This is a genomic window from Pseudarthrobacter sp. 01T43, from assembly GCF_056398665.1.
In genome coordinates this window covers 73157-92919 of record NZ_JBFTPV010000012.1, presented here as the reverse complement: position 1 = coordinate 92919, position 19763 = coordinate 73157, and the positions used below count along the sequence as shown (strand labels likewise).

Annotated in this window: 26 protein-coding genes; 11 read left to right on the top strand and 15 right to left on the bottom strand. The window is 63.6% G+C overall.

Translation table 11 applies throughout. From position 1 onward, the window contains the following. The first annotated feature begins 10 nt into the window (after positions 1–10). On the top strand, positions 11–826 hold the full coding sequence (locus AC1DIM_RS12585) for a FadR/GntR family transcriptional regulator (protein ID WP_477710827.1): 816 nt from the start codon (positions 11–13) through the stop codon (positions 824–826). 30 nt (positions 827–856) lie between these two features. Here the strand turns inward: AC1DIM_RS12585 and AC1DIM_RS12580 are convergent, their stop codons facing one another. The 6 genes from AC1DIM_RS12580 to AC1DIM_RS12555 form a co-directional block, all read right to left on the bottom strand. Next, positions 857–1729, bottom strand: coding sequence for an NAD-dependent epimerase/dehydratase family protein (locus tag AC1DIM_RS12580; protein WP_477710826.1), 873 nt, complete (start codon positions 1727–1729; stop codon positions 857–859). Next, positions 1726–2316 (bottom strand): adenylate kinase, encoded by a 591-nt coding sequence (locus AC1DIM_RS12575; RefSeq protein WP_477710825.1) that lies wholly within the window; start codon positions 2314–2316, stop codon positions 1726–1728. Before AC1DIM_RS12575 ends, AC1DIM_RS12580 begins: the two co-directional genes overlap by 4 nt. A 144-nt stretch (positions 2317–2460) precedes the next feature. After that, positions 2461–3696 carry a hypothetical protein gene (locus AC1DIM_RS12570; RefSeq protein WP_477710824.1) on the bottom strand — a complete coding sequence of 412 codons (1236 nt, stop codon included), beginning with the start codon at positions 3694–3696 and terminating at the stop codon, positions 2461–2463. Continuing rightward, positions 3693–4196 carry a hypothetical protein gene (locus tag AC1DIM_RS12565; RefSeq protein WP_477710823.1) on the bottom strand — a complete coding sequence of 168 codons (504 nt, stop codon included), beginning with the start codon at positions 4194–4196 and terminating at the stop codon, positions 3693–3695. The genes AC1DIM_RS12570 and AC1DIM_RS12565 overlap by 4 nt, the downstream gene beginning before the upstream one ends. Before the next feature lies 1 nt (position 4197). Beyond that, positions 4198–5052, bottom strand: coding sequence for a hypothetical protein (locus tag AC1DIM_RS12560; protein WP_477710822.1), 855 nt, complete (start codon positions 5050–5052; stop codon positions 4198–4200). Between the two features lie 91 nt (positions 5053–5143). After that, the gene (locus AC1DIM_RS12555) at positions 5144–5602 is read right to left on the bottom strand and encodes a hypothetical protein (RefSeq protein WP_477710821.1); all 459 of its coding nucleotides are present in this window, start codon (positions 5600–5602) and stop codon (positions 5144–5146) included. 428 nt (positions 5603–6030) lie between these two features. On the opposite strand from AC1DIM_RS12555, the gene AC1DIM_RS12550 reads away from it, so the two are divergent. Beyond that, the gene (locus tag AC1DIM_RS12550; RefSeq protein ID WP_477710849.1) at positions 6031–6774 is read left to right on the top strand and encodes an ANTAR domain-containing protein; all 744 of its coding nucleotides are present in this window, start codon (positions 6031–6033) and stop codon (positions 6772–6774) included. Positions 6775–6795: 21 nt separating this feature from the next. Here the strand turns inward: AC1DIM_RS12550 and AC1DIM_RS12545 are convergent, their stop codons facing one another. Next, positions 6796–7338: a DUF488 domain-containing protein gene (locus AC1DIM_RS12545; RefSeq protein WP_477710820.1), complete on the bottom strand. Its 543-nt coding sequence runs from the start codon at positions 7336–7338 to the stop codon at positions 6796–6798. A gap of 61 nt (positions 7339–7399) precedes the next feature. On the opposite strand from AC1DIM_RS12545, the gene AC1DIM_RS12540 reads away from it, so the two are divergent. Beyond that, positions 7400–7819 carry a response regulator transcription factor gene (locus AC1DIM_RS12540; RefSeq protein WP_477710819.1) on the top strand — a complete coding sequence of 140 codons (420 nt, stop codon included), beginning with the start codon at positions 7400–7402 and terminating at the stop codon, positions 7817–7819. Between the two features lie 65 nt (positions 7820–7884). Here the strand turns inward: AC1DIM_RS12540 and AC1DIM_RS12535 are convergent, their stop codons facing one another. Together AC1DIM_RS12535 and AC1DIM_RS12530 are read right to left on the bottom strand one after the other, a co-directional pair. Next, positions 7885–8373, bottom strand: a complete 489-nt coding sequence (locus AC1DIM_RS12535) for a methyltransferase family protein (protein WP_477710818.1) — start codon at positions 8371–8373, stop codon at positions 7885–7887. 119 nt (positions 8374–8492) lie between these two features. Continuing rightward, a complete protein-coding gene (locus AC1DIM_RS12530; protein WP_477710817.1) occupies positions 8493–9242 on the bottom strand; it encodes a lytic transglycosylase domain-containing protein in 750 nt (249 codons plus the stop codon). A 155-nt stretch (positions 9243–9397) separates the two neighbouring features. Between AC1DIM_RS12530 and AC1DIM_RS12525 the strand changes: the two genes are divergently transcribed. Further along, the gene (locus tag AC1DIM_RS12525) at positions 9398–9595 is read left to right on the top strand and encodes a hypothetical protein (protein WP_477710816.1); all 198 of its coding nucleotides are present in this window, start codon (positions 9398–9400) and stop codon (positions 9593–9595) included. 107 nt (positions 9596–9702) lie between these two features. After that, complete coding sequence (locus AC1DIM_RS12520) at positions 9703–10539, top strand: alpha/beta fold hydrolase (RefSeq protein WP_477710815.1); 837 nt, start codon at positions 9703–9705, stop codon at positions 10537–10539. A gap of 98 nt (positions 10540–10637) precedes the next feature. On the opposite strand, the gene AC1DIM_RS12515 is transcribed toward AC1DIM_RS12520, so the two are convergent. The 3 genes from AC1DIM_RS12515 to AC1DIM_RS12505 form a co-directional block, all read right to left on the bottom strand. Further along, complete coding sequence (locus AC1DIM_RS12515; protein WP_477710814.1) at positions 10638–11051, bottom strand: VOC family protein; 414 nt, start codon at positions 11049–11051, stop codon at positions 10638–10640. A gap of 98 nt (positions 11052–11149) precedes the next feature. Continuing rightward, the gene (locus AC1DIM_RS12510) at positions 11150–11380 is read right to left on the bottom strand and encodes a hypothetical protein (protein ID WP_477710813.1); all 231 of its coding nucleotides are present in this window, start codon (positions 11378–11380) and stop codon (positions 11150–11152) included. A gap of 206 nt (positions 11381–11586) precedes the next feature. After that, positions 11587–12252, bottom strand: a complete 666-nt coding sequence (locus tag AC1DIM_RS12505; protein ID WP_477710812.1) for a helix-turn-helix transcriptional regulator — start codon at positions 12250–12252, stop codon at positions 11587–11589. A gap of 408 nt (positions 12253–12660) precedes the next feature. Between AC1DIM_RS12505 and AC1DIM_RS12500 the strand changes: the two genes are divergently transcribed. From AC1DIM_RS12500 to AC1DIM_RS12475, 6 genes are all read left to right on the top strand, one after another. Further along, positions 12661–13137 carry a hypothetical protein gene (locus AC1DIM_RS12500; protein WP_477710811.1) on the top strand — a complete coding sequence of 159 codons (477 nt, stop codon included), beginning with the start codon at positions 12661–12663 and terminating at the stop codon, positions 13135–13137. Beyond that, positions 13134–15017: a glycoside hydrolase family 15 protein gene (locus AC1DIM_RS12495; protein WP_477710810.1), complete on the top strand. Its 1884-nt coding sequence runs from the start codon at positions 13134–13136 to the stop codon at positions 15015–15017. The genes AC1DIM_RS12500 and AC1DIM_RS12495 overlap by 4 nt, the downstream gene beginning before the upstream one ends. A 114-nt stretch (positions 15018–15131) precedes the next feature. Further along, positions 15132–15503 carry a DUF488 domain-containing protein gene (locus AC1DIM_RS12490; RefSeq protein WP_477710809.1) on the top strand — a complete coding sequence of 124 codons (372 nt, stop codon included), beginning with the start codon at positions 15132–15134 and terminating at the stop codon, positions 15501–15503. 183 nt (positions 15504–15686) lie between these two features. Further along, positions 15687–16001: a DUF3040 domain-containing protein gene (locus AC1DIM_RS12485; protein WP_477710808.1), complete on the top strand. Its 315-nt coding sequence runs from the start codon at positions 15687–15689 to the stop codon at positions 15999–16001. Between the two features lie 72 nt (positions 16002–16073). Continuing rightward, positions 16074–16238, top strand: coding sequence for a hypothetical protein (locus tag AC1DIM_RS12480; protein WP_477710807.1), 165 nt, complete (start codon positions 16074–16076; stop codon positions 16236–16238). A 131-nt stretch (positions 16239–16369) separates the two neighbouring features. Next, positions 16370–16624 carry a YegP family protein gene (locus AC1DIM_RS12475; RefSeq protein WP_477710806.1) on the top strand — a complete coding sequence of 85 codons (255 nt, stop codon included), beginning with the start codon at positions 16370–16372 and terminating at the stop codon, positions 16622–16624. Between the two features lie 219 nt (positions 16625–16843). Here the strand turns inward: AC1DIM_RS12475 and AC1DIM_RS12470 are convergent, their stop codons facing one another. The 3 genes from AC1DIM_RS12470 to AC1DIM_RS12460 form a co-directional block, all read right to left on the bottom strand. After that, complete coding sequence (locus tag AC1DIM_RS12470) at positions 16844–18253, bottom strand: MBL fold metallo-hydrolase (RefSeq protein ID WP_477710805.1); 1410 nt, start codon at positions 18251–18253, stop codon at positions 16844–16846. A gap of 129 nt (positions 18254–18382) precedes the next feature. Continuing rightward, positions 18383–19141, bottom strand: a complete 759-nt coding sequence (locus AC1DIM_RS12465) for a sulfite exporter TauE/SafE family protein (protein ID WP_477710804.1) — start codon at positions 19139–19141, stop codon at positions 18383–18385. Further along, on the bottom strand, positions 19138–19755 hold the full coding sequence (locus AC1DIM_RS12460) for a rhodanese-like domain-containing protein (RefSeq protein WP_477710803.1): 618 nt from the start codon (positions 19753–19755) through the stop codon (positions 19138–19140). Before AC1DIM_RS12460 ends, AC1DIM_RS12465 begins: the two co-directional genes overlap by 4 nt. Positions 19756–19763 lie beyond the last annotated feature (8 nt).

The window sequence follows — 19763 nt, the reverse complement described above, 5'->3', positions numbered from 1 at the left end:
TGATTTATCCATGCGAACCCCAAAGGTGGAGTCCCCTACAGACCGGCATGCTGCGTTGGTGCAGAGCCTGGGACTGGCGATCGCGGATGGGCGCCTTGCAGCGAACTCGATCGTGCGCCTGGATGAGCTGGAGGCACAGCACAATGTGTCCCGCTCCGTGGTCCGGGAGGCTGCCAGGGTCCTGTCGTCCAAAGGCATGCTGGCTTCCCGGCGCCGGTTTGGCACCGTGGTGCAGCCCGAAGACGCCTGGAACCTCTATGACCCGCAGGTGATCCGCTGGCGGCTCGCCTCATCCCGGCGCCTCGAGCAGCTTCAGGCGCTGAACGAGCTCCGCGGCGCCATCGAGCCGCAGGCCGCACGGCTCGCCGCCGAACGGGCGTCCTGGGATGCAGGCAGCGATCTGGTCTCGCTCGCGGCGCGCCTCTGGTCAGCTGGCCAGCGCGGTGAGCAGGAAGAATTCCTCCGGCTGGACGTCGAGTTCCACGCCGCTGTCCTCAAGGCTTCCGGCAACGCCATGTTCGCCCAGCTGCAGAACCTGGTGGCCGAGGTCCTGACCGGCCGGGTGGAACACGGCCTGATGCCACAGCTGCCGCACCACGAAGCACTGCAGCTGCACGTGGACGTGGCGAGTGCCATCCAGCGGGGCGAGGCCAGCGCAGCGCACGCTGCCATGAGCAGGATTGTGGAGCAGTTCGCCGAGGAGGTGGGCCACATCTGGTCCGAGCACCACCCTGACGCTGCACAGGACTCGTCCCGGCAACCGGGAAAGCCCGACGACGCCCCCCAGCGGCCGCCGTCGGACTCCCCCTCCCCACGGATCAGTTAGAACCAGCCTGTGGTGAACTGCCCAGACTGCTTAGTCCTCCGTGGGCGTGGTGCGGTTCGAGTGGTAGGAGCGCCAAGAATGTTCGGGTTCGAATCCGAGCAGCCGCCTGGCCTTGTCGATGGACAGCAGGGTCTCGTGTTCGGCCAGTTCCTTGGTCACGCGGACGTCGGGGAACACCTCCGCGGCGAGGCTGGCGCTGGAACGGGACATCACGGTGTCTGAGTTCGCGACGATGAACGCCTCGAATCCCGGCTTTCCGTGTTCAAGGGCCCGGGCTACCGCCTGCGCCCCGTCGCGCCCGTCGATGTAGCCCCACAGGTTCCACTTGCGCCCGGTGGCATCGGCGTCGAACGCCGGGAAGCGGTCGTAGTCCTCGATGTCCATCACGTTCGAAAACCGAAGGCCGGTGATGCTCAGCTCCGGGTCCCAGCGTGTCAGCTGAATGGCCATCTGCTCCTCGAGGTGCTTGACCAGCGAGTAGGTGCTTTCGGGCCGGGCCGGGTAGTCCTCGTCCACCGGAATGTAAGGAGGGTCGACGTCGAACGGCAGTCCCAGCACCGTCTCGCTGGAGGCGTACACCACCTTCTTGATCCCGGCGCGGCGTGCCGCCTGGAAGACGTTGTAGGTGGAGAGCATGTTGTTCTCGAACGTCGCGGCATCCGGGATGATGCCGGGCGCAGGGATGGCGCCCAGGTGGACGACGGCGTCGAAGCCGTTGTGCCTGTCATCCAGGCCGAGAAAAACGTCAAGGACCTGGCCGTAGTTGCGCAGGTCCACGATGGCCAGGCCCGGGTTCCTCTCTCCGGTACGGTCAAGGTTGAGCACCTGGTGGCCGTCATCGGTGAGCCTGCGGACCACATGCCGCCCCAGTTTTCCGCTTCCGCCGGTCACTGCGATTCTCATGGTGCTACTCCTGCTGCTAGGAACTTTTCGACGGCGGCGATGGCACGTTCGGTGATGGCACGGGGCTCGCCGCTGCCGTCGACCGAAACCACCATGCCGCGGCCGGCGTAGACGGCCACCACTTCGTGGGTTTCGCGGTGGTAGAGATCCAGCCGGCGCCGGAAGACCTCCACCGTGTCATCCTTGCGGCCCTGTTCCTTGGCCCGCTGGATCATCCGCTGTTCCAGTTCGGAGTCCGGGGCGCGGAGCTCAACAACGGCGTCGAGCCGGTGGCCCAGCGAGGCAAGCATGTTGTCCAGTTCCATTACCTGGGGCGCAGTGCGGGGGTAACCGTCCAGCAGGAACCCGGGCTGGACATCGACGTCACGGAGACGGTCCTTCACTAATGCGTTGGTGAGATGGTCGGGCACAAAGGCGCCGTCGTCGAGGTATTTCGCGGCTTCCAGGCCCAGCGGTGTTTCCTCGCTGACATTGGTCCTGAAGATTTCGCCCGTGGATACCGTCGGGATGCTGAAATGCTTGGCGATGTGAACCGCCTGGGTGCCCTTGCCGGAGCCGGGCGGCCCGATGATGAGCAGTCTGGTCATAGCCTGTCCCTCCGCGGCGCCAACGCCGGCTAATTTCGGGTCCACCGCCGGCAGCGCCAACGTGAGCTACATTCTGCCCACAAGTGGCAGCACAACGCCAGCCTCCCGGAGGTGCTACGGGAGGCTGGCGTTGGACTGTCGTGGTTAGAACTTTGAGTTTGACCCTTGCACCGCGTCGACCGGAAGCGGGTTGCGGCCAACATCCGTCAGCCCGGGGGCTGGCGTGTAAGTCGGCGTGACGTTTCCGTTCTTTGTTACCGGAGTGCCACCCGTCAAAGCTCCGAGAGTGACAGTTAGTTGTGACAATCCGGGATTCCAGGTCAGGAGCGAACTGAAGGTCAGGTTACCCCCGGCCGTGTAAGTGCCGTCGATCACTACCGTTCCATACGCGACTGAAGGACAAGCAGGGTCGGTGCTGGCGAATGTCAGCGAGTTTTTGTCCTTGGCGACCGAAACGATCGTTAGGGTGCCGCTCACCGTCTGACTGCCAGAGGGGCTCGTCCAGCCACCGCAAATTGTCGACGAAAGCAACGGCTCAGAGAACGTTATCGTGACTTTGTCGCCAGCGTCAGAGATGGCTTGCGTTCCCTGACCATTCGATAGAGCGACAGCTGTGACCTTGGGCGCCACCATGTCCTTGGTTGATAGAACCGACACTGGAGGACTCACGTTGCCGGCCGCATCCTTGGCAGTCGCCGTGTAGGTAATGACGCCGTCAGTGAGCCCCGAGAGGTTAAAGTTGGTGACCGTCCATCTTCCGTCGCCACCTACGGACACTGTTCTCGGGGCCGAATGTTGCGGGGTAGCCGAATCCTTCACAGTGACTGTTACGGAGGAATTGGCTTCAGCAGTTCCGCCGACGGAAACAGTGGAAGTGGTCGCTATGTTCACGGGCTGTATCGGGTCGAAAATTGGCGCGTCGGGTGCCGTACTGTCAGCGACTGCCACTCCCCCGCTGCGCGCAGACTCCGGCCCAACCCACGAGCCGAGCACGGGTGTCACCGTGTAGTACCAGGTGCCGGCGGACAGGTTAGCCTCTGTGCAGCTGAGTGCGGTGATAGTTCCCGCGCAGCCTGGTCCGGCGGTAACCTTTGTCCCGCCGGTCGCCGACGAGTAGCGGTCAATGGTGTAGCCGGAGACCGCCTGGCCGCCCGCCGTCGTGCCTTTAGTCCAACTGACATCTGCGGCACCTCCTGGCGCAGTTTTCGTGTTCGGGGCCGCAAGTGCTGCGATGGCACCTGCCTTCGCAGTCCCCGGGTTGCTGCCGAGGGTCTGCCAGTAGGCGTTGGCCGCGGGACCTCCAAACGATATGGCGAGGGCTGCCATGGCGGCGATCGCAATACGGGTTCGGGTGATGCGGGTTCGGGTGATGCGGCTCATTTCCGTGCCTCCAAGGTGACAGGCAGGCTGAAGGTGGCGCCCTGGCAGCCCGACGATGAGGCCAGGGACATGGCGGCGGCGTTCGGCAGGGCGATCAGGATGGACGAGTTCGCCGGAATACTGACCGCCAGCGGGACCGCCGGGTCAACGAACGTGACGCCGGTGGTGGTGCAGCCAGGGTGGTTCGAGTCGGCCGCGGCGGCGCCGTTGCCGCGGATGGCGTAGACCTGCACCGGAAAGCTGTTGGGGTTGAGCGCCCGGACGGCAACGTCGGCGGTGCCGCCCGGGACAAGGGTGTTGCGCAGGCCGTCGCCGGCAACCAGGGCTTCCACGCTGACGGTGGCCATGGTGCCGTTCGTGGCGGCGCCGGATCCGGCACCCACTGTGGCCCAGTAGGCGTACGCACCGCCGGCTCCCGTTAGCAGGCAGAGGGTGATGGTTGCTGCCGCAGTCTTGGCTGCCAGCCGTCGGGGTGTTGTTTTCTCGTGCTTCAGTGCCATGTCAGTTTCCCTGCCCTGCGCCGGAGTAGGCGAACTGGAGCGTGGCGCCCTTGCAGCCGTCCTGGTTCTTTGTGGTGTCCAGCATGGCGATTTGCGGCCACAGCGCGGCAGCGATGCCGATCGATTGAAGCGAACTGGAGCCGACGGGAACGTTGAGCGGATACTGGCCCGAATAATTCGTCACCACGTAGTCTGCCGCCGTGCAGGGCAGCCCCGCGGCCACCGCAACGGGCGTCCTGGTGACGGTTGTGATCGAGACGGACAGGCTGTTTAGGGCCAGGCTCTTATTGTTGGGATTCGCTATTGCGAGATTCAGCGGGACAGTGGCTCCCGGTGTGAGCTGGGTGCCGAGGTTTCCGGAAATGCTGAACGTCTTGTTAGAGGCTTTGACCTGGAGTTGAACCACGACGGCGGTGGGCTGGCTGACGCCGGCCGTGGCCGGAACGGTGCCCCCAATAGTGAGGTCCGCCTTGCCGTCCGGGGTGGTGGCCGACGTTGCCACCGTCAGGGTGACGGTAGTGGTCTTGCCGGAAGCTAGCGTCACCGGCGTCGGTGCGAAGGCCGCCGTCGTACTGTCCGGAAGACCCGAAATTGTCGGAGTGAAGCTGCCACTGAACCCATTGGTGGAGGTCAGCGACAGCGTGTAAGTGACGGAATCGCCCTGGTCAACTGACCGGCTGGCGGGATTCACCTGAATCGTGACGTTGCTGGATTTGTTGCCTTGGCTCCCGCCCTGGCTGGCCGCGTAGATGGTGCCCGCCGAAGCCAGCATCACCACAAGACCCACCAACAGCACCTTCGCTGCGGTGGTGGTTCTTCGCATGATTGTGCGGAAGTACCCAGATTCGTTCTGCACGTTCAGCCCTTCTTGCTTGGTCTAACTGAGCGGGAGGAGGTGGAAATCGCCGGCGGGAAGTCTCTGACCCTTCCCGCCGGCGAAGTTTTCTTTAGATGCTGCCGACGGTGATGGTGATGATCGCGCCCTTGCAGGCGCTCTGGTCAGCCGTGGCGCTGTCGTTGAACGTCAGAACTCCGGTACCAACCGTTGTCTTGGTCGAGTTCTTCGCGACGGTGACGTTATCGGTGACGGCAGAAACGTCAAACCAGCCCGCATCGCAGCCTGCGATACTGGTGCTCACCGTAGCGGACAGCTTCCCCACCTTGGTGCTGGTGTTCGGGTCGGCATTGTCAGCCGTGTAGGTCACTACCCGGGAATCGCCCGGCGTGATTCCGCCGTCGAAGTTGGCGTGCAGGACGACTGTTCCGCCGCCTGTCGAGTTGGTGGCCGTACCGGTGCCCGCACCCGTGGTGGTCCAGTAGGCGTAGGCAGCGCTGCCACCGCCGGCTACCAGGGCGAGTGCACCGGCAGCTGCCAGGACCTTGTTCTTCTTCGTCATTTTGCGCATGGCTGAGACTCCTATTGGTGGGTTAGAGAGTGATGGGTGAGACGCACAGCCATCGGGAACCACGATGGGAACTTGCTTCCGGCTGATCGCTGACGCTCATACTTCACGGTGCCCAATCCGCAAACAACGCGTACCGGTACTGGACTTTCGTTAACGTCCACGGAAGGTACTTCTTGGTTTGGGGCAGAAGTACTCAGTTTTGGCTGGCGCCGCGGAAGGCCAAAACCAAGTACTTTGCGGCACCCGGCAGACGCCCGGAATGTGACGTTTGCAAGGGCCACAGCTGTATATACTTCTGGTTACGGTTTAGCAGCAGGCCGTTGGACAGTTCGTCGATCCAGCGATCCCCGCCACCCTCAAGCCGCCAGCGCTTGATGAGCGGCGGTATTGCCGGATCGTCTTGACCTGAGCGAATGGCACCAGGAACCGTGGCCGGCGAGTCGACAACAAATACAGCTATATCAATCACCAATTACCTGCATGAGGAACTCCTCAACAGCTCCGATGTTGTGGAGTTTTTGACGGAGCTCGCGCGCGTATCAGCGCGCAACCTGTGCGAGCCCGGTGACGAAGTGCTGTGCGGCATCACGCTTCTGCGCCAGCGCAAGGCCGCAAACGTGGCCAGCAGCGGCGATGCTGCCCAGGTGATCAGCCAGATCGAATACGAGTCAAGCGACAGCCCGGGCCTAACCGCCGCCGAGGACCAATTGACTGTCCACGTCCCCGATCTGGACCAGGAGGATCGCTGGCCCGAATACGCCGAAGCAGTGCTGGGCCACGGCATTCGGTCAGTCTTGGCCATTCCTTTCCAGCTGCAGGGGGAAACCAAAGCCACTCTGCTCCTGTACTCGCACCAAAGCGGCCGCTTTGAGGGCCGCAACCTGGAAACCGCCGAGGACTTTGTCCGCCAAACGTCCCTTGCCCTGCGGCTGGCCGTTCGTTTCGCCGATTACAGCGAGACCGCTGCCCACCTGCGCGCCACCCTCGAGAGCCGCACGGTCATCGATATGGCAGTTGGCATCATCATGGCCCAGAACCGGTGCAGCCAGCAGGAGGCCTTCGGTCTCCTCAGGACCGCGTCCAGCACCCGGAATTCCAAGCTGCACACGGTGGCGGCGGCCGTGGTTAACGCCCTCGGACAGGGGCCGGCGGAGACCCACTACGACGAGTAGACGGCGGCGGCGCTGGCAGCGCTACGTCCCGGCGTCGTAAACCAGTTCGGTCCCGTTGACCCGGACACCGACGGTGGGCAGGTGGGGCATCAGCTTTCCACCGGTCATCAAGTGCAGCACGTTCACGTGGTCGAGTAATACCGTGTGGTCCGCGATCAGCCGGCGATGACACCGCCACCACACGGTCTCGCTGCACATGACGGCCACCGTCTGTTCTGCTCCCTGGGCCAGGAGTTCGTCAAGGGCGAGTGAAAATTCGGGAGTCCGCATGTACGCCGCGTAAGCCCTGAACGAATCGTTGCGAAGTGCCACGTCCGGGGAGTCCGGCGGAAGTTTGCGGAATCCGCCGAGCCTCTTCTCCCAGCGGTAGGACACTCCGGCCGCGGGCAGCCACTGCGCCAGCAAGTCCTTGCCAAAATGCGGAAACTTGCGGCTGCCGGGGGCGATGCGGACATCAACCAGGGCTTGGACTCCAGCTGTGGCAAGCAGTTCCTTGAAGTCCTCCTGGCTGGCGGTTCCGTGGCCCACGGTCAGAAGCTGCGGGTGTTGTGCGGAAGGCGTCATAGTAGCGATTCTCCCCCGACGCAGCCCGTACACTGGTGGGAAGCTGGCTCTGGGGGCTTTTATGGAAACTCAACACGTCTGTCTCGTCATTGAGGACGACGACGATATCCGCGGGCTGATCACCGTCATTCTGACCCGTGCGGGCTTTGCCGTGCGCGAAGTTGCCACTGGCGCGGATGGCATCGCGGCAGCAGCGGACCCCGGCATTTCCCTCATCACCCTGGATCTTGGCCTCCCTGACATGGACGGCCACGTGGTTGCCCGCGCCATCCGCGGCCTGAGCACCGCTCCCCTGCTGTTCCTGACGGCCCGGTCCGAACAGGATGACATCCTGGCCGGCATGGCCTCGGGGGCTGCCGATTACCTGACAAAGCCGTTCCACCCCAAGGAACTGCGGGACGTGGCACTGCGGCTCTGCCCGGTGACAGTCGCCAGCGAGGACGGCACCAGCCAGGACCCTGCCTCCTGCCAGCCGCACTAGGCAACCCGTCGGCACTGCAACTGCGGAATGACTCCTGGCGACCACCGGCAGCGGCGACAGCACCCTCACCTACTACGTCGCCGACGTCGTCCTTGACGAGGCCACCACCCCGGGACGTTGCGCCGATAGTCGAGGAACTGCTTGCCGTAGGTACGGGTCAGTGCCGGTTCCTCATAGCCCCTCACGAACCCGACCACCGCCGCCAGGGCGACCCCGGCATAGAGCACGAGCCACCAGCTGCCGAACAGCAGCGCCTGGCCGAGGATGATGGTGAGAACCGCGAGGTACATCGGATTGCGCACGTATCGGTAGACCCCCGTCACCACAAGCGTTTCGGTCGGCGCGACCGGAGCAGGAGTCCCTCGGTGCAGGGCGAACAGCGCGAAGGCGTGCAGGAGGAAAGCCGCCCCGATAACGATCGCGATCCAGGCGATCGGCACGACCACCCAGACCGCGCCGCCCCAGTCATACCGCCGCCAGCCGGAGATAAGCCATGGGATAAGGCCCGCTACGACGCCGGGCGCAGGGCAAGGAAGACGATTGTCCCGATCCAAGCGCGTGTGGGCGAGGCTGCCTGTGCCATACGCGTCAGACTAATCCGTTCCCTTCAACGGCGCGAGCCCCTCAACCGCGCGAGCCCTTCAACCGCGCGAGGGTCACTAGCCCGGTGGTCTCATCCGGTGGTGCCCACCTTCTCGGCATAGGAGGTGGCCCGGTTGCGTACCTGGTCCACATAGGAGTCGGACTGGTTGTAGGAGTAGATGGCCTCAATCCATCCGTTCGCGGTGGTGAGGTCACGGCCCTTGGCGCATAAATAGCTGGCCGCGCTGAGGGCGGCATCGTCGATGTTGAAGGGATCTGCTTTTCCGTCACCGTTCCCGTCCAACCCCGCAAGCTTCCAAGTGGAGGGAATGAACTGCATGGGTCCGACGGCACGGTCCCAGCGGGCATCGCCATCCAGGGCGCCGTTGTCTGTATCAGCGATGGCGGCAAATCCGTTGCCGTCCAGACTTGGGCCGACAATCGGTCCGCTCGCCTGTCCCGCGGGAGTCAGGCTTCCGCCGCCGAAAGCTCCGTGAGCGGATTCGACGAAACCAATCGCCGCCACCGTGTTCCACCCGATTCCGCACCCCGGGGTGGAGTGGTTGGCCCCGCCGGCGGCCGCTACGTACGCGCGAAGGGCCCGGGCGGGAATTCCAGTCTGCGCAGCGGCATGGATGAGCCACTGGGCATCAGCGTTCCCAGTGATATTCACCGCGGGAGTAAAGCCGGCGGCGAGCGTCTCGAATTTCGCTTCCGCCCGTGGAGGAGGAAGAGCCCCGCGGGCGTCCGCGCCGGATTGCCGGAGTGCCCAGAAGGACAACGCGGTGATGACGCAGATCGCGAACACGCAGAAAACCGCAAGGCGTTTTAGTCGGAGCACGGATTGATCCTATCGATCGAAGTCCGGCAGGAGGAACGGCCCACTACGACGCCGACGACCGCACCCGGGATGCGGCCCCCTCCTGATGCTGTGCGCATGTCAGTTAACGGCGCATACTTGAACGCACAGGCGGCCACGGCCAATGGGAGGACACCATGAAGTTTTTCGGAGCACTGATTGTCATTTGGCTGATCATCGGCGGAATCGCCGCCTGGCAGCGCGGCTACTTCGGCGGCGCCCCCGGAACCTGCGCCCAGGCGGGCACGGTGGCAGTGACCATCATTGCGGGTCCCTTGAACTACATGGGCGTCAACCCCAAGATTGAGTGCGAACTGCCCCAACCCTCCAAATAGCCGCGCCCTTGGAGCCGTGCCCGGCGTTCCCTAGAGTAGGGAATGCCGGGCGCGGCTTTGAGCGTCCTGCCCTGAACTGATTCCGAGCCCTCGAAAGGACCGCACTGATGGCCTACGTAACCGTTGGAACCGAGAACAGCACAGACATCGAGCTTTACTACGAGGACCATGGAAGTGGACAGCCGGTGGTCCTGATCCACGGCTATCCCTTGGACGGTTCCTCCTGGGAGAAGCAGACCACCGCACTCCTGGCGGCCGGTTTCCGGGTCATCACGTACGACCGCCGGGGGTTCGGCAAGTCCAGCAAGCCCACCGAAGGCTTCGACTATGACACCTTCGCCGCCGACCTCGACACCCTCCTGACCGCCCTGGACCTGAACGAGGCCGTGCTGGTGGGCTTCTCCATGGGCACCGGCGAAGTGGCCCGGTACATCAGCACCTACGGATCGGCCAGGGTTGCCCGCGCAGCATTCCTGGGATCGCTGGAGCCCTTCGTCTTGAAGACCGACGACAATCCCGACGGCGTTCCGCAGGATGTCTTTGACGGACTCACCGAAGCCGTCACCGCAGACCCATACGCCTTCCTGAGGGAGTTCTTTAAGAACTTCTACAACACCGACACGTTCCTGGGCACCCCGCGTCTCAGCCAGGAAGCAGTGGACGCCAGCTGGAATGTTGCGGCCGCCGCAGGAGCCACCGCCTTGGTCGCAGCCCAGCCCACCTGGCTGACCGACTTCCGGGCAGACATCCCCAAGATCGATGTGCCCGCACTGATTGTGCACGGCACCGCCGATAACATCCTGCCGATCGACGTGACCGGCCGCCGGTTCACCAAGGCGCTGCCCAGCGCCGAGTATGTGGAGATCGACGGCGCCCCGCACGGCATGCTGTGGACGCACGCCACGGAGGTCAACGAGGCCCTGCTCAGCTTCCTGCAGAAATAGAAGGGTTCAGCCGCGAGGGCGTTATCCAGCGGAGATGCGTCAGTCCTCATCGGTCAACGCGCCGCCGCGCGGCTCTCAGCGCGGACGGCTGCTACCAATCAGGCGTACAAGTGGCTGTCGAAAATAGAACGCGGGTGCTGTGCCGGATCGGGGTGGGCAATCACCACGCGAAGGCCGTCAGGGTCGCGGCCCTCTACAAAGGTAACGCCGCCGGATATGTGGGTATCGACATAACTGCCGGTGCCCTGCAGCGCCTGCTTCAGACATTCCAGGCCCTTGGCGCTGTCAGTGGCCCACATCAGGAGGTGGTGGCCCAATCCGTTGGGGTGGCGCTCAGCATGCTTGCCACGCTCGATGATGTACAGCTGGAAGCCCTCGGCGGTCAGCAGGAGGGCAGCATCCGTCGAGCGGAGGTTTACCTCACATTCGAACAGGTCCCGGTAAAAGGTCACCGACCGGTCAAGTTCGGATACGTACAGAACGGATGATGCCACCTTGGCTGAATACCCCATTCAGCCATTGTTGACCCGCGGGACGCATATGGCCAGCCACGACCGGTCAGCTGCCTTCTAAGGCCATCAGTCGAGGGGTTAGCAAGACATCCGGGGTGTCAGCCAGGCCTGAAGTTTCCACTCCACCTCGCGTCGTCTGGAATCGGTAATCCGAATAACTTCGCCGTGCGGCGTAGATCTTCTTCGGCGATATCGCGCAGCCGGCCCAATTCGTCGAGCCGTTCCTTGGAAATTTCGCTGCGTCGGAACTGATCTTCGGCGTGCGCAAACTGCTTTTTGGCCTCTTTGAAGTTGGCCTGAGCCTGTGCAACGGGGTCCACTGCAACCATCACTCCATCATGACACCTTTGGCAGTAAATGCCAGAGGCCCAAGGCTCTGTGGCTATCCGCCTCCATGAGGATCACGGCTTAGGGCTTGATCATGTGGCATGCCTCAACGCCGAGGTGCCAGGCGCTGGTCGGAACACCATTTCAGAACGCCCGCTTAGCCCTCAGGCGCATAGGTAGGGGTGAAACCCACCATGCGCTGGGCCTTTCACTTTGATGGCACGGTGAGCCGTGCGCAGCAGGCTGAGCCCGCGGGGGCGGCCACCACCTTGTGCTCCTTGTCACTGCACCCGTCAAGTGTGCCCTGCAAGAGGGCGGCGCTGAGTCCGCAGACAAGCCGGGTGTGGTCTGTTGCGAGGCGGCGGAACGGACAGTTACACAAAGCCACTCCCTGCCCGTCGGTCTCAGGTTCGTAACCGTTGTTAGTCAAAGCCTTCGTGAGGTTCCCTGCGAGCAGACCGCGCCGTTGGCCCTCCGCATAGGCCACGGCGGCAAGAGCGTCCTCCACTGGTTCTCCGGTTTCAACGGACGCTTCGATCGCGGAGGCCAACATGCGGCCGGCAAGCTCGTAATCGCGCGCCGGAAAGGAGAGCTGAACTTCATCCAATGCCGGCCTGTAGAGCTTACTGGGACGGCCGGAACCTGGGCCGGTCCGGGGACCAAGCTTCCTGCTTTCAGTTTCCAGCAGACCGTCCTGCACCATCCGCTCCAGATGAAACGATGCAGTACTCGGAGCGAGATTGAGCGTTTTAACCAGTTGGTCACGCGTGAGCGGTACGGGGCTACGTATCAGTGCCTGGTAGAGAGAGCGCCGCACAGGATCGGCCAGTGAGGCCGCGTCGGGATTTCGCGTTGTAATGTGCGAGGAACTCATGGGGAAATTCAATCATCTCCTGGAAGGCTTGACGGACTTAATTATACGCTCTAAATTCAAGAGAACCGGCTTTAGATGGGTCATGATATATCAGTACACACCCCGAAGGACGATCACGCTCGCCCGGCACCCCTTGACGACAAGGGAAAGCTGCTCGTGTCATTCCCATCCTCGAGGAAGTCCGACGCCAGTCAGGCATGATCATCTCTGCCGATACCCACCTGATCATTACCCGCGGCCCCAGTACAGGAAAGGGCAAGGAGATGGTTCCGGACACGCGAGATCACACCTCCCGTCTCACACCTCGGTGGCGCGCGGCCGCCGAGCCATCGGCAACCCGCCGGACAGGACCGCCTGCAAGGCAGCGGCGACTTCCGCCGGCCCTGCACAGTGGAAGCGGCTGTTGAGATGGACTGGTACGGGTGGGCACTGTTCGGGCTGCTGGCGACCGGCGCGCTGACGGTCGTGATGATCTCAGCTCAGATGGCTGGCTGGACACGCCTGGACCTGCCCCTGGTGCTAGGCACGCTCGTAACCCCTGATCCTGATCGGGCACGTGTCGCGGGATTCTTCATCCATCTGGTCGCGGGTCAGATTTTCGCCTTGGGCTACGCGGCTACCTTCGCGCTCCTGGGGACGGCAACGTGGTGGACGGGTGCGTTGCTTGGGCTCCTCCATGTCGCTGTGGCGCTGACGGTGATCCTCCCGCTGCTGCCAGGGATCCATCCGAGGATGGCATCGACCAGGGCGGGACCTGGGAACAGGGCGGTGCTGGAGCCCCCGGGCCTGCTTGGCTTGAACTACGGCATCCAGACCCCCGCCGTCGCAGTTCTCGCCCACGTTGTTTACGGCGCTGTCCTCGGGCTGCTCCTGAAGGCATCATGACAGCCCAGCGGCGGCACGGCATCGACGAATCGACCGTGGCAGATCCCCTCCCTCACCTCAGCGAGCACTGGACGCCGTCGCCCATTGCTGATTATGGGCTGGTCGGTGACACCCGCACGGCAGCCCTGGTTTCCGCAGGCGGTTCTGTGGACTGGCTCTGCGTCCCGGCATTTGATGGTGAGCCTGTCTTCGGAGCGCTCCTGGGCGGAGCCTGCGCCGGAGCGTTTCTGGCCGGACCGGTCCTGCCGTCGCAAGAAGTCACGCGCCGATACCGCCACCACAGCGCAACACTGGAAACTGTCTGGTCAGCCGGCGAAGGCGCGCTCATCCTCACCGAAGCCATGGTCGCTGAAGTTGCCGGCCAGCTGCTGCCCACAACGGTCCTGATTCGACGGCTCAGCGCCAGGGGTTCACCCATGCCTGCTGTCATCTGCTTCGACCCCCGGCTGGGCGAACAGCATCGCCGCCCGCGCATCCGCCGCGGACGCGACCTCGTTTGCGACTGGGGCCCGCTGGCGTTGTCCCTGGGGTGCAGCCAGGAACTCGAGCTGGAACCAGGTCAGCGGACCTACCTGACCGTCCACCCCGGCCACCCCGTCACCCTCGTACTCGCCATCGCTTACGGTGAACCCCTCATCCACGTCGACCCGTCAACAGCCTGGGGCCTGGTGGAAACCGACGAAGCCCGCTGGCAGGCCTGGACGGAGGACGTCGATGCGGGCATGCCTTTCCGGGAACCTGTCCTGCGGAGCCTGCTGACCCTCCAACTGCTGACATACTCCCCCTCCGGGGCCCCGGTGGCAGCCCCCACCACATCCCTTCCAGAGGATCCGGGCGGGATCCGCAACTGGGACTATCGGTATGCCTGGCCTCGGGACGCCAGCATAGGGGTCGGCTCCTTTCTTGCCGTCGGCAAAACCGCTGAAGCCAGAAAGTTCCTCGGCTGGCTGCTGCACGCCAGCCGGCTTGAGCGGCCGCGGCTGCCCGCACTGCTGACCCTTGCCGGAGGACATGTGCCCGCCGAGCGCACCCTCCGCGGCTGGCCCGGCTTTGCCGGGAGCACCCCGGTCCGCATCGGCAACGGCGCCGCAAGACAGCACCAGCTCGACGGTTACGGATGGGTCCTGGACGCCGCCTGGGTCCTGGTGCGGAGCGGACACCGCCTGTACTCAGAGACGTGGCGGGCGATGCGCGGTTTTGCGGACCTGGTGGCTTTGCGCTGGCAGGAACCGGACGCAGGAATCTGGGAAATCCGCGACGACGCCGCCCACCACGTGCATTCCAAAATGATGGGCTGGCTGGCTCTGGACAGGGCACTGCGGATAGGACAAACCCACCACCTCCGCGCACGGCAACGGGCCCATTGGCAAAAGGCCAGGCACGATCTCGCCGCCGAGATCAGATCAAAGGGCTTTGACCCCGCGAGAAACACCTACACCCGCACCTACGGATCCACCGACCTGGACGCGGCCCTGTTGGTCCTGCCCGTCACCGGCTTCGAAGAGACCGGCTCGGACCGCGTCAAAGGAACAGTGGATGCCGTCAACGAAAACCTCTCCGCAGGCTTTCCGTTCCTCTACCGCTACCCGCCCGGCCAGGACGGACTACCCGGAACCGAGGGGGCATTCCTGCCCTGTTCATTCTGGCTTGTCCAGGCCTTCGCCCACACGGGACGGCGAAGCGAAGCGACGGCACTTTTCCAGGCACTCCTGAAGAACGCCAACGAGCTTGGGCTTTACAGCGAAGAAATCGACCCGGTCACCGGAGACCTCCTCGGCAACTTTCCGCAGGCGCTGACCCATGCCGCCCTGATCCAGGCTGCCCTCGCCCTCCGCGATACCGCTGCCGGGAACGAAGGGACCGACGCAACCGCCCGCTGAGACTGCACCTGCTGCATCCCCTCGGCCCGCACCACCTATTCAACACTCAAGGAACAAAGCCACCCATTACCCTGCGACGAAAGAGAGCCCACCCCGATGGTCAGCCCACAAACTGTGAAAGTTCGACGCATTTACGAGGCCCCGCTCGTCACAGATGGCACCCGCATCCTGGTAGACCGACTCTGGCCGCGGGGCCTGACCAAGGAAAAGGCCCGCATCGACCAATGGTGCAAAGACCTGGCCCCGTCCCCTCAGTTGCGGAAGTGGTACGCCCACGACCCTCAACTCTTCGAGGAGTTCAGCCGACGCTACCGAGTCGAACTGGAAGCACCCGACGCCGCAACGGCCCTTGGCCGGCTCCGCAGCCTGGCCGACCGCGGCCCGCTGACCCTCCTGACGGCCACTAAGGAACCCAGCATCAGTGAAGCAGCAGTTCTGCTCGCACTGATCAAGGAAACCCGGCACCCATCAAGCTCCGAAAGCTGACGGCGCCCCAACCGGAATCCCCCTGCCCGGACCACTTTCCTTGACTTCCATCAGGAACGCTCCTATGGTCGGAATACTAACATTCAAAATGTTGGATTTAGAAACCGCGACAACCACAACTGCTCAGCGGCTCAGCTTCAAGGCCCTGGACAGGGCTGGCAGCGGTGTCAGAGGAGGCTTCAGATGCCGTTGTCAAACAGAGAGCAGAAGCTGCTTAATGAACTGGAGCTGGACCTGATCGCAAAGGACCCGCGACTGGCCCAGGAACTCTCCTCAGGTTCCCTGCGGGACAGATTCAGAGCGACGTATTTTGCCGCCCTCGCGTGTCTGGTCGGTGTCGTGTTGCTTATTGCGGGAATCGCTTCGCAGGTTACCGCCGTCGGCGTTATCGGCTTCCTTTTGATGGGAGTAGGAACCTACGTCCTCGTAGGAGACGACGCTGAACGGACACCACGCCGGATCAGCCCTCGTCCCGGTTCGGGACCCGGGAAATATTGAAGTCAGCGTTGAATCAATTCATCTGCCTACCWTCGGTTCGCAGATGATGTAGGCAACAAAGAGGTGTGAGGAATGGGCATTTCAGCCACAGGCGATATCCGGATCCACAGCGAGGCTCCGGCTGAAGGCGACAACACACGGGAGTTTCCGGAGATACGGTCCCACTCCCAGGACCCCGCTGAAGGTCCGGATTCCCCTGCGGAAGCCGATGCACCCAAGGGTGCGCGGCATCCCTAGTCCCAAAGGGGCCAAATCATTGGCCACGAACACTGCTTAATTCAGACCCACTCATTGCGTTTCATCAGGCGATGACCCGACAGGTCCGGCCGGACCAAACGAAGCGCCCGACCCAAAGGATCACGTGGACCATGACAGGAACATTCGAACTGGTGGTAACAACCGACGGAGACTTTGAGTTCAGATTGCTCTCCCGCACTGGGAAAGTGCTTGCTGTGTCCGGAAGATACAAGGACAAGAACTCAGCGGTCGCAGGCATCCACGATGCACAAGAATGCGCCGCAATGGCGCTCATCAACGACCATACGACCCGGCCGCCGTTGACCAAAAGCCCATCGTCGGCTTCACGGCAGACGCAACAGCGCCCATCACAATGGTTCGGATGAACCAGGCAGAAAATCAAACGAACTCCCGGTCCAACAAGTGCCGGCGTTGAGAAGGAGAGTACCGTGGCTGCCACCTCAATTCCCATGCCGCCGAAAGCGGATCAGCCGGACCGCAGCACTGAAAAATCCACCGCCGAACAGCCCTGAACCGTTGACTGCACACCCCCACTCCTGCATCCCCGACCAGGAGTGTTGCCGGATGACTTACAGCTGCGTTTCCTAGTTGCTTGGCACGGTCTCCTGCGCCTGCTGCCACGCCTTCCAGCCTGCGTAGCTGCCGTCGAGTTCGACGACGTTGTACCCGGCGCGGCGCAGGGCGCTGGCGGCCACGGAGTTCCGGACCCCGCTCTGGCAGTAGGTCACGATGGTGCCCTCCGCGGGCAGTTCATCGAGGTGCCACATGAGACGTCCGCCGCTGAGTTGGTGGGATCCGGGAACATGTCCGGCGGCGTGCTCGGTACGGTTGCGTACGTCCAGGACCATCGCTGCATCGAAGTCAGCAAGTTCGGCGGGCTGGATGAGCTTTGGCGCGGACAGCGGCAGACCGTCGATGCTGCTGACATAGCCGGCCACATTGTCGATGCCAACGCGGACCAAGTGGTCCCACATGTCCTGCGCCTGCTTCTGGTCCGCAGCCAGGAGCACCAGCGGATTCCGGTCCGTTTCGGGGTTGACCACCCAGGCGCCGTAGCTGGCTACAGACTTGCCGGCCGGGACGTTGAGGGAGCGGGTGACGGTGCCTTTGTGAACCTGGCCGTTGGAACGGGTGTCGATGAAGGTGACCTTGTCTCCAGCAAGGTCATTGGCGACGTCGGCATTGTCCAGTTCCGCGAGCGGCGTGCGCTGGCCCAGAACGGCCGGCCCCTCACGGTTTTCGCGTTTCATGCGGCCAAAGTAGGCGTGCGCATCGGGCTGCCCGTCGAGGAGTTCATCGATGAAGCCCTGCTCGTCGTTGGCGGCGAGGTAGGAGCCCCACCAGGCGTAGAGGCGCTCGTATCCGACTGTGGAGGAAGGGATGGCACCGAGGGCCTTGCCGCAGGCGCTGCCTGCGCCGTGGGCAGGGTGGACCTGGACGTAGTCCGGCAGGGTCAGGAACTTGTCCCGCAGGCTGGCGAACAGCTGCTTGGCTCCGACGAAACGGGTGTCGATGCCGCCGGCTGCCTCGTCGAGCAGGTCAGGACGGCCCAGGTCACCTGAGAAGACGAAGTCGCCGGAGAGCAGGTAGCCGGGCTGGTCGCTGAACGCGCCGTCGGTGATCAGGAAGGACAGGTGTTCCGGCGTGTGGCCGGGGGTGTGTACTGCCTGGAGGCTGATGTTGCCGAGGGCGATCTTGTCGCCGTCGAAGAGCCGCTCGCCGTCGAACCCGTACTGCCAGTCCGGTCCCCCTTCACCCGAGACGTAGATCTGGGCGCCGGTGGCCGCGGCCAGTTCGCGGGTGCCGGAGAGGTAGTCGGCATGGATATGGGTTTCCGTGACGGCGACGATCTTCATGCCGTTCTTCTTGGCAAGCTCCAGGTAGACCGCGATGTCGCGGCGCCCGTCGACCACTACCGCTTCACCCTTGGCCTGGCAGCCGATCAGGTAGCTTGCCTGGGCAAGGTCTTCGTCGTAAATGCGTTCGATAAGCATCTGATGCTCTCCTTCGTGAAGTGGTGGAGGGGAAGTGTTCTGCTATCAATATTAATACCCTAGGGGGTATGTTGCAATCGGAACTTTCCAACAGGTTTAACGCGGCGTTAGGCCGGTTCGGGAAAGGCGTCAGGCGGTAACGGTGCTTGCCGTGACCCAGGCGGCCACCGCAAAGATAAGCATCGCGAAGGACACGCGGATGTGCTTGTCCTTGAGCCGGCGGGCGAGCCGCGCAGCAATGAGGGAGCCCATGATCGCCGGGACTGCGAAGCTCAGGACAGTCGGCCAGTCAATGGTGAATCCAGCGACATGCGCACTGAAGCCCGCCGCCGAGTTAATGACGATGATGGCCAAGGATGAACCAACGGCCTGTTTCGTGCGCAGGCCCAGGAACAAGGTGAGGGCAGGCGTAATCAGGAATCCCCCGCCTACGCCCAACAGCCCGGTGAGGAAGCCGACAAGGAGCCCGACCCCCACGGCCTTGGGCGCGCAGGAACGGAAAGCCCGCGTGGGACCGATGCTGCACGACCCCTCCGTTTCCATGGTCCGCATGAGCATCCGGATTCCTGCCACCGCCATGATGGCGGCAAACGCAAGCATCAGAACATTCGGATCCAGCAGCCGTCCCACGGCTGCCCCGCCCCACGCTGCGGGGATTCCCGCAGCTCCGACGATCAGAACCACAGGCCAGTTGATACCTTCGCGAAGGCGCGGGAACAAGGCCACCAGGGACGAGATTCCCACCACCAGGAGGGACGTGGGAATGGCTGCCGCCGGACTCATGCCCACGCCATAAACCAGTGCGGGAACGGCAATGATCGAACCGCCGCCACCCACCACACCGAGCACGGCCCCAACCAGGAGCCCCAGCGACAAGGCCGCAATCATGCTGCCGGGGCCTGCTTGGCCTCGGGCGCGGGCAGGGTCAGGATGGCGCTTTCGCGGGTGGGCTCCTTGGCGGACTTGTTCCACGGCATGGCCGAGAGGGCCTGGCCCATGGCGCAGGTGTTGGTAGCCGCGGAGAAGGTCAGGCCGGCGCCGATAACCCCGGCCAGCGTCCGGATCTTTGGCGAAACGAACTTACCTCCCGCGAGGCCAAGAACCACCAGGGACCCCGCGGCGAGGCGGACCTGCCGTTCCAGGTCCCAGCGGCCCTTCCCTTTGACGACGTCACCTCCGGCCGCGTCGTAGCCCTGCACACCTCCGGTCAGGACATAGGCAGCCTCAATCCCCGATGCGCCCAGGCGTTGGCGTGCCTGCTCGGCACGGGCTCCGGACTGGCAGACAAGGACTACGCGGCCGCCCAGGCGTGCAGCCAGCTCATCCGCGTGTTCGGACAGCAGCGGCAGCGGCACGTTGTAGGAGCCGCGGATGTGAAGGGCCTCAAACTCGGCGGCTGAGCGGACGTCAACAACGACTAGATCCTGGTGTTCGGTGACCCAGCTGCGCAGCTCCTCCGGGGCGAGCGCGGTGGTGGCTGCGGTGGTGGAAGGGGAAGTCATGGATGGCC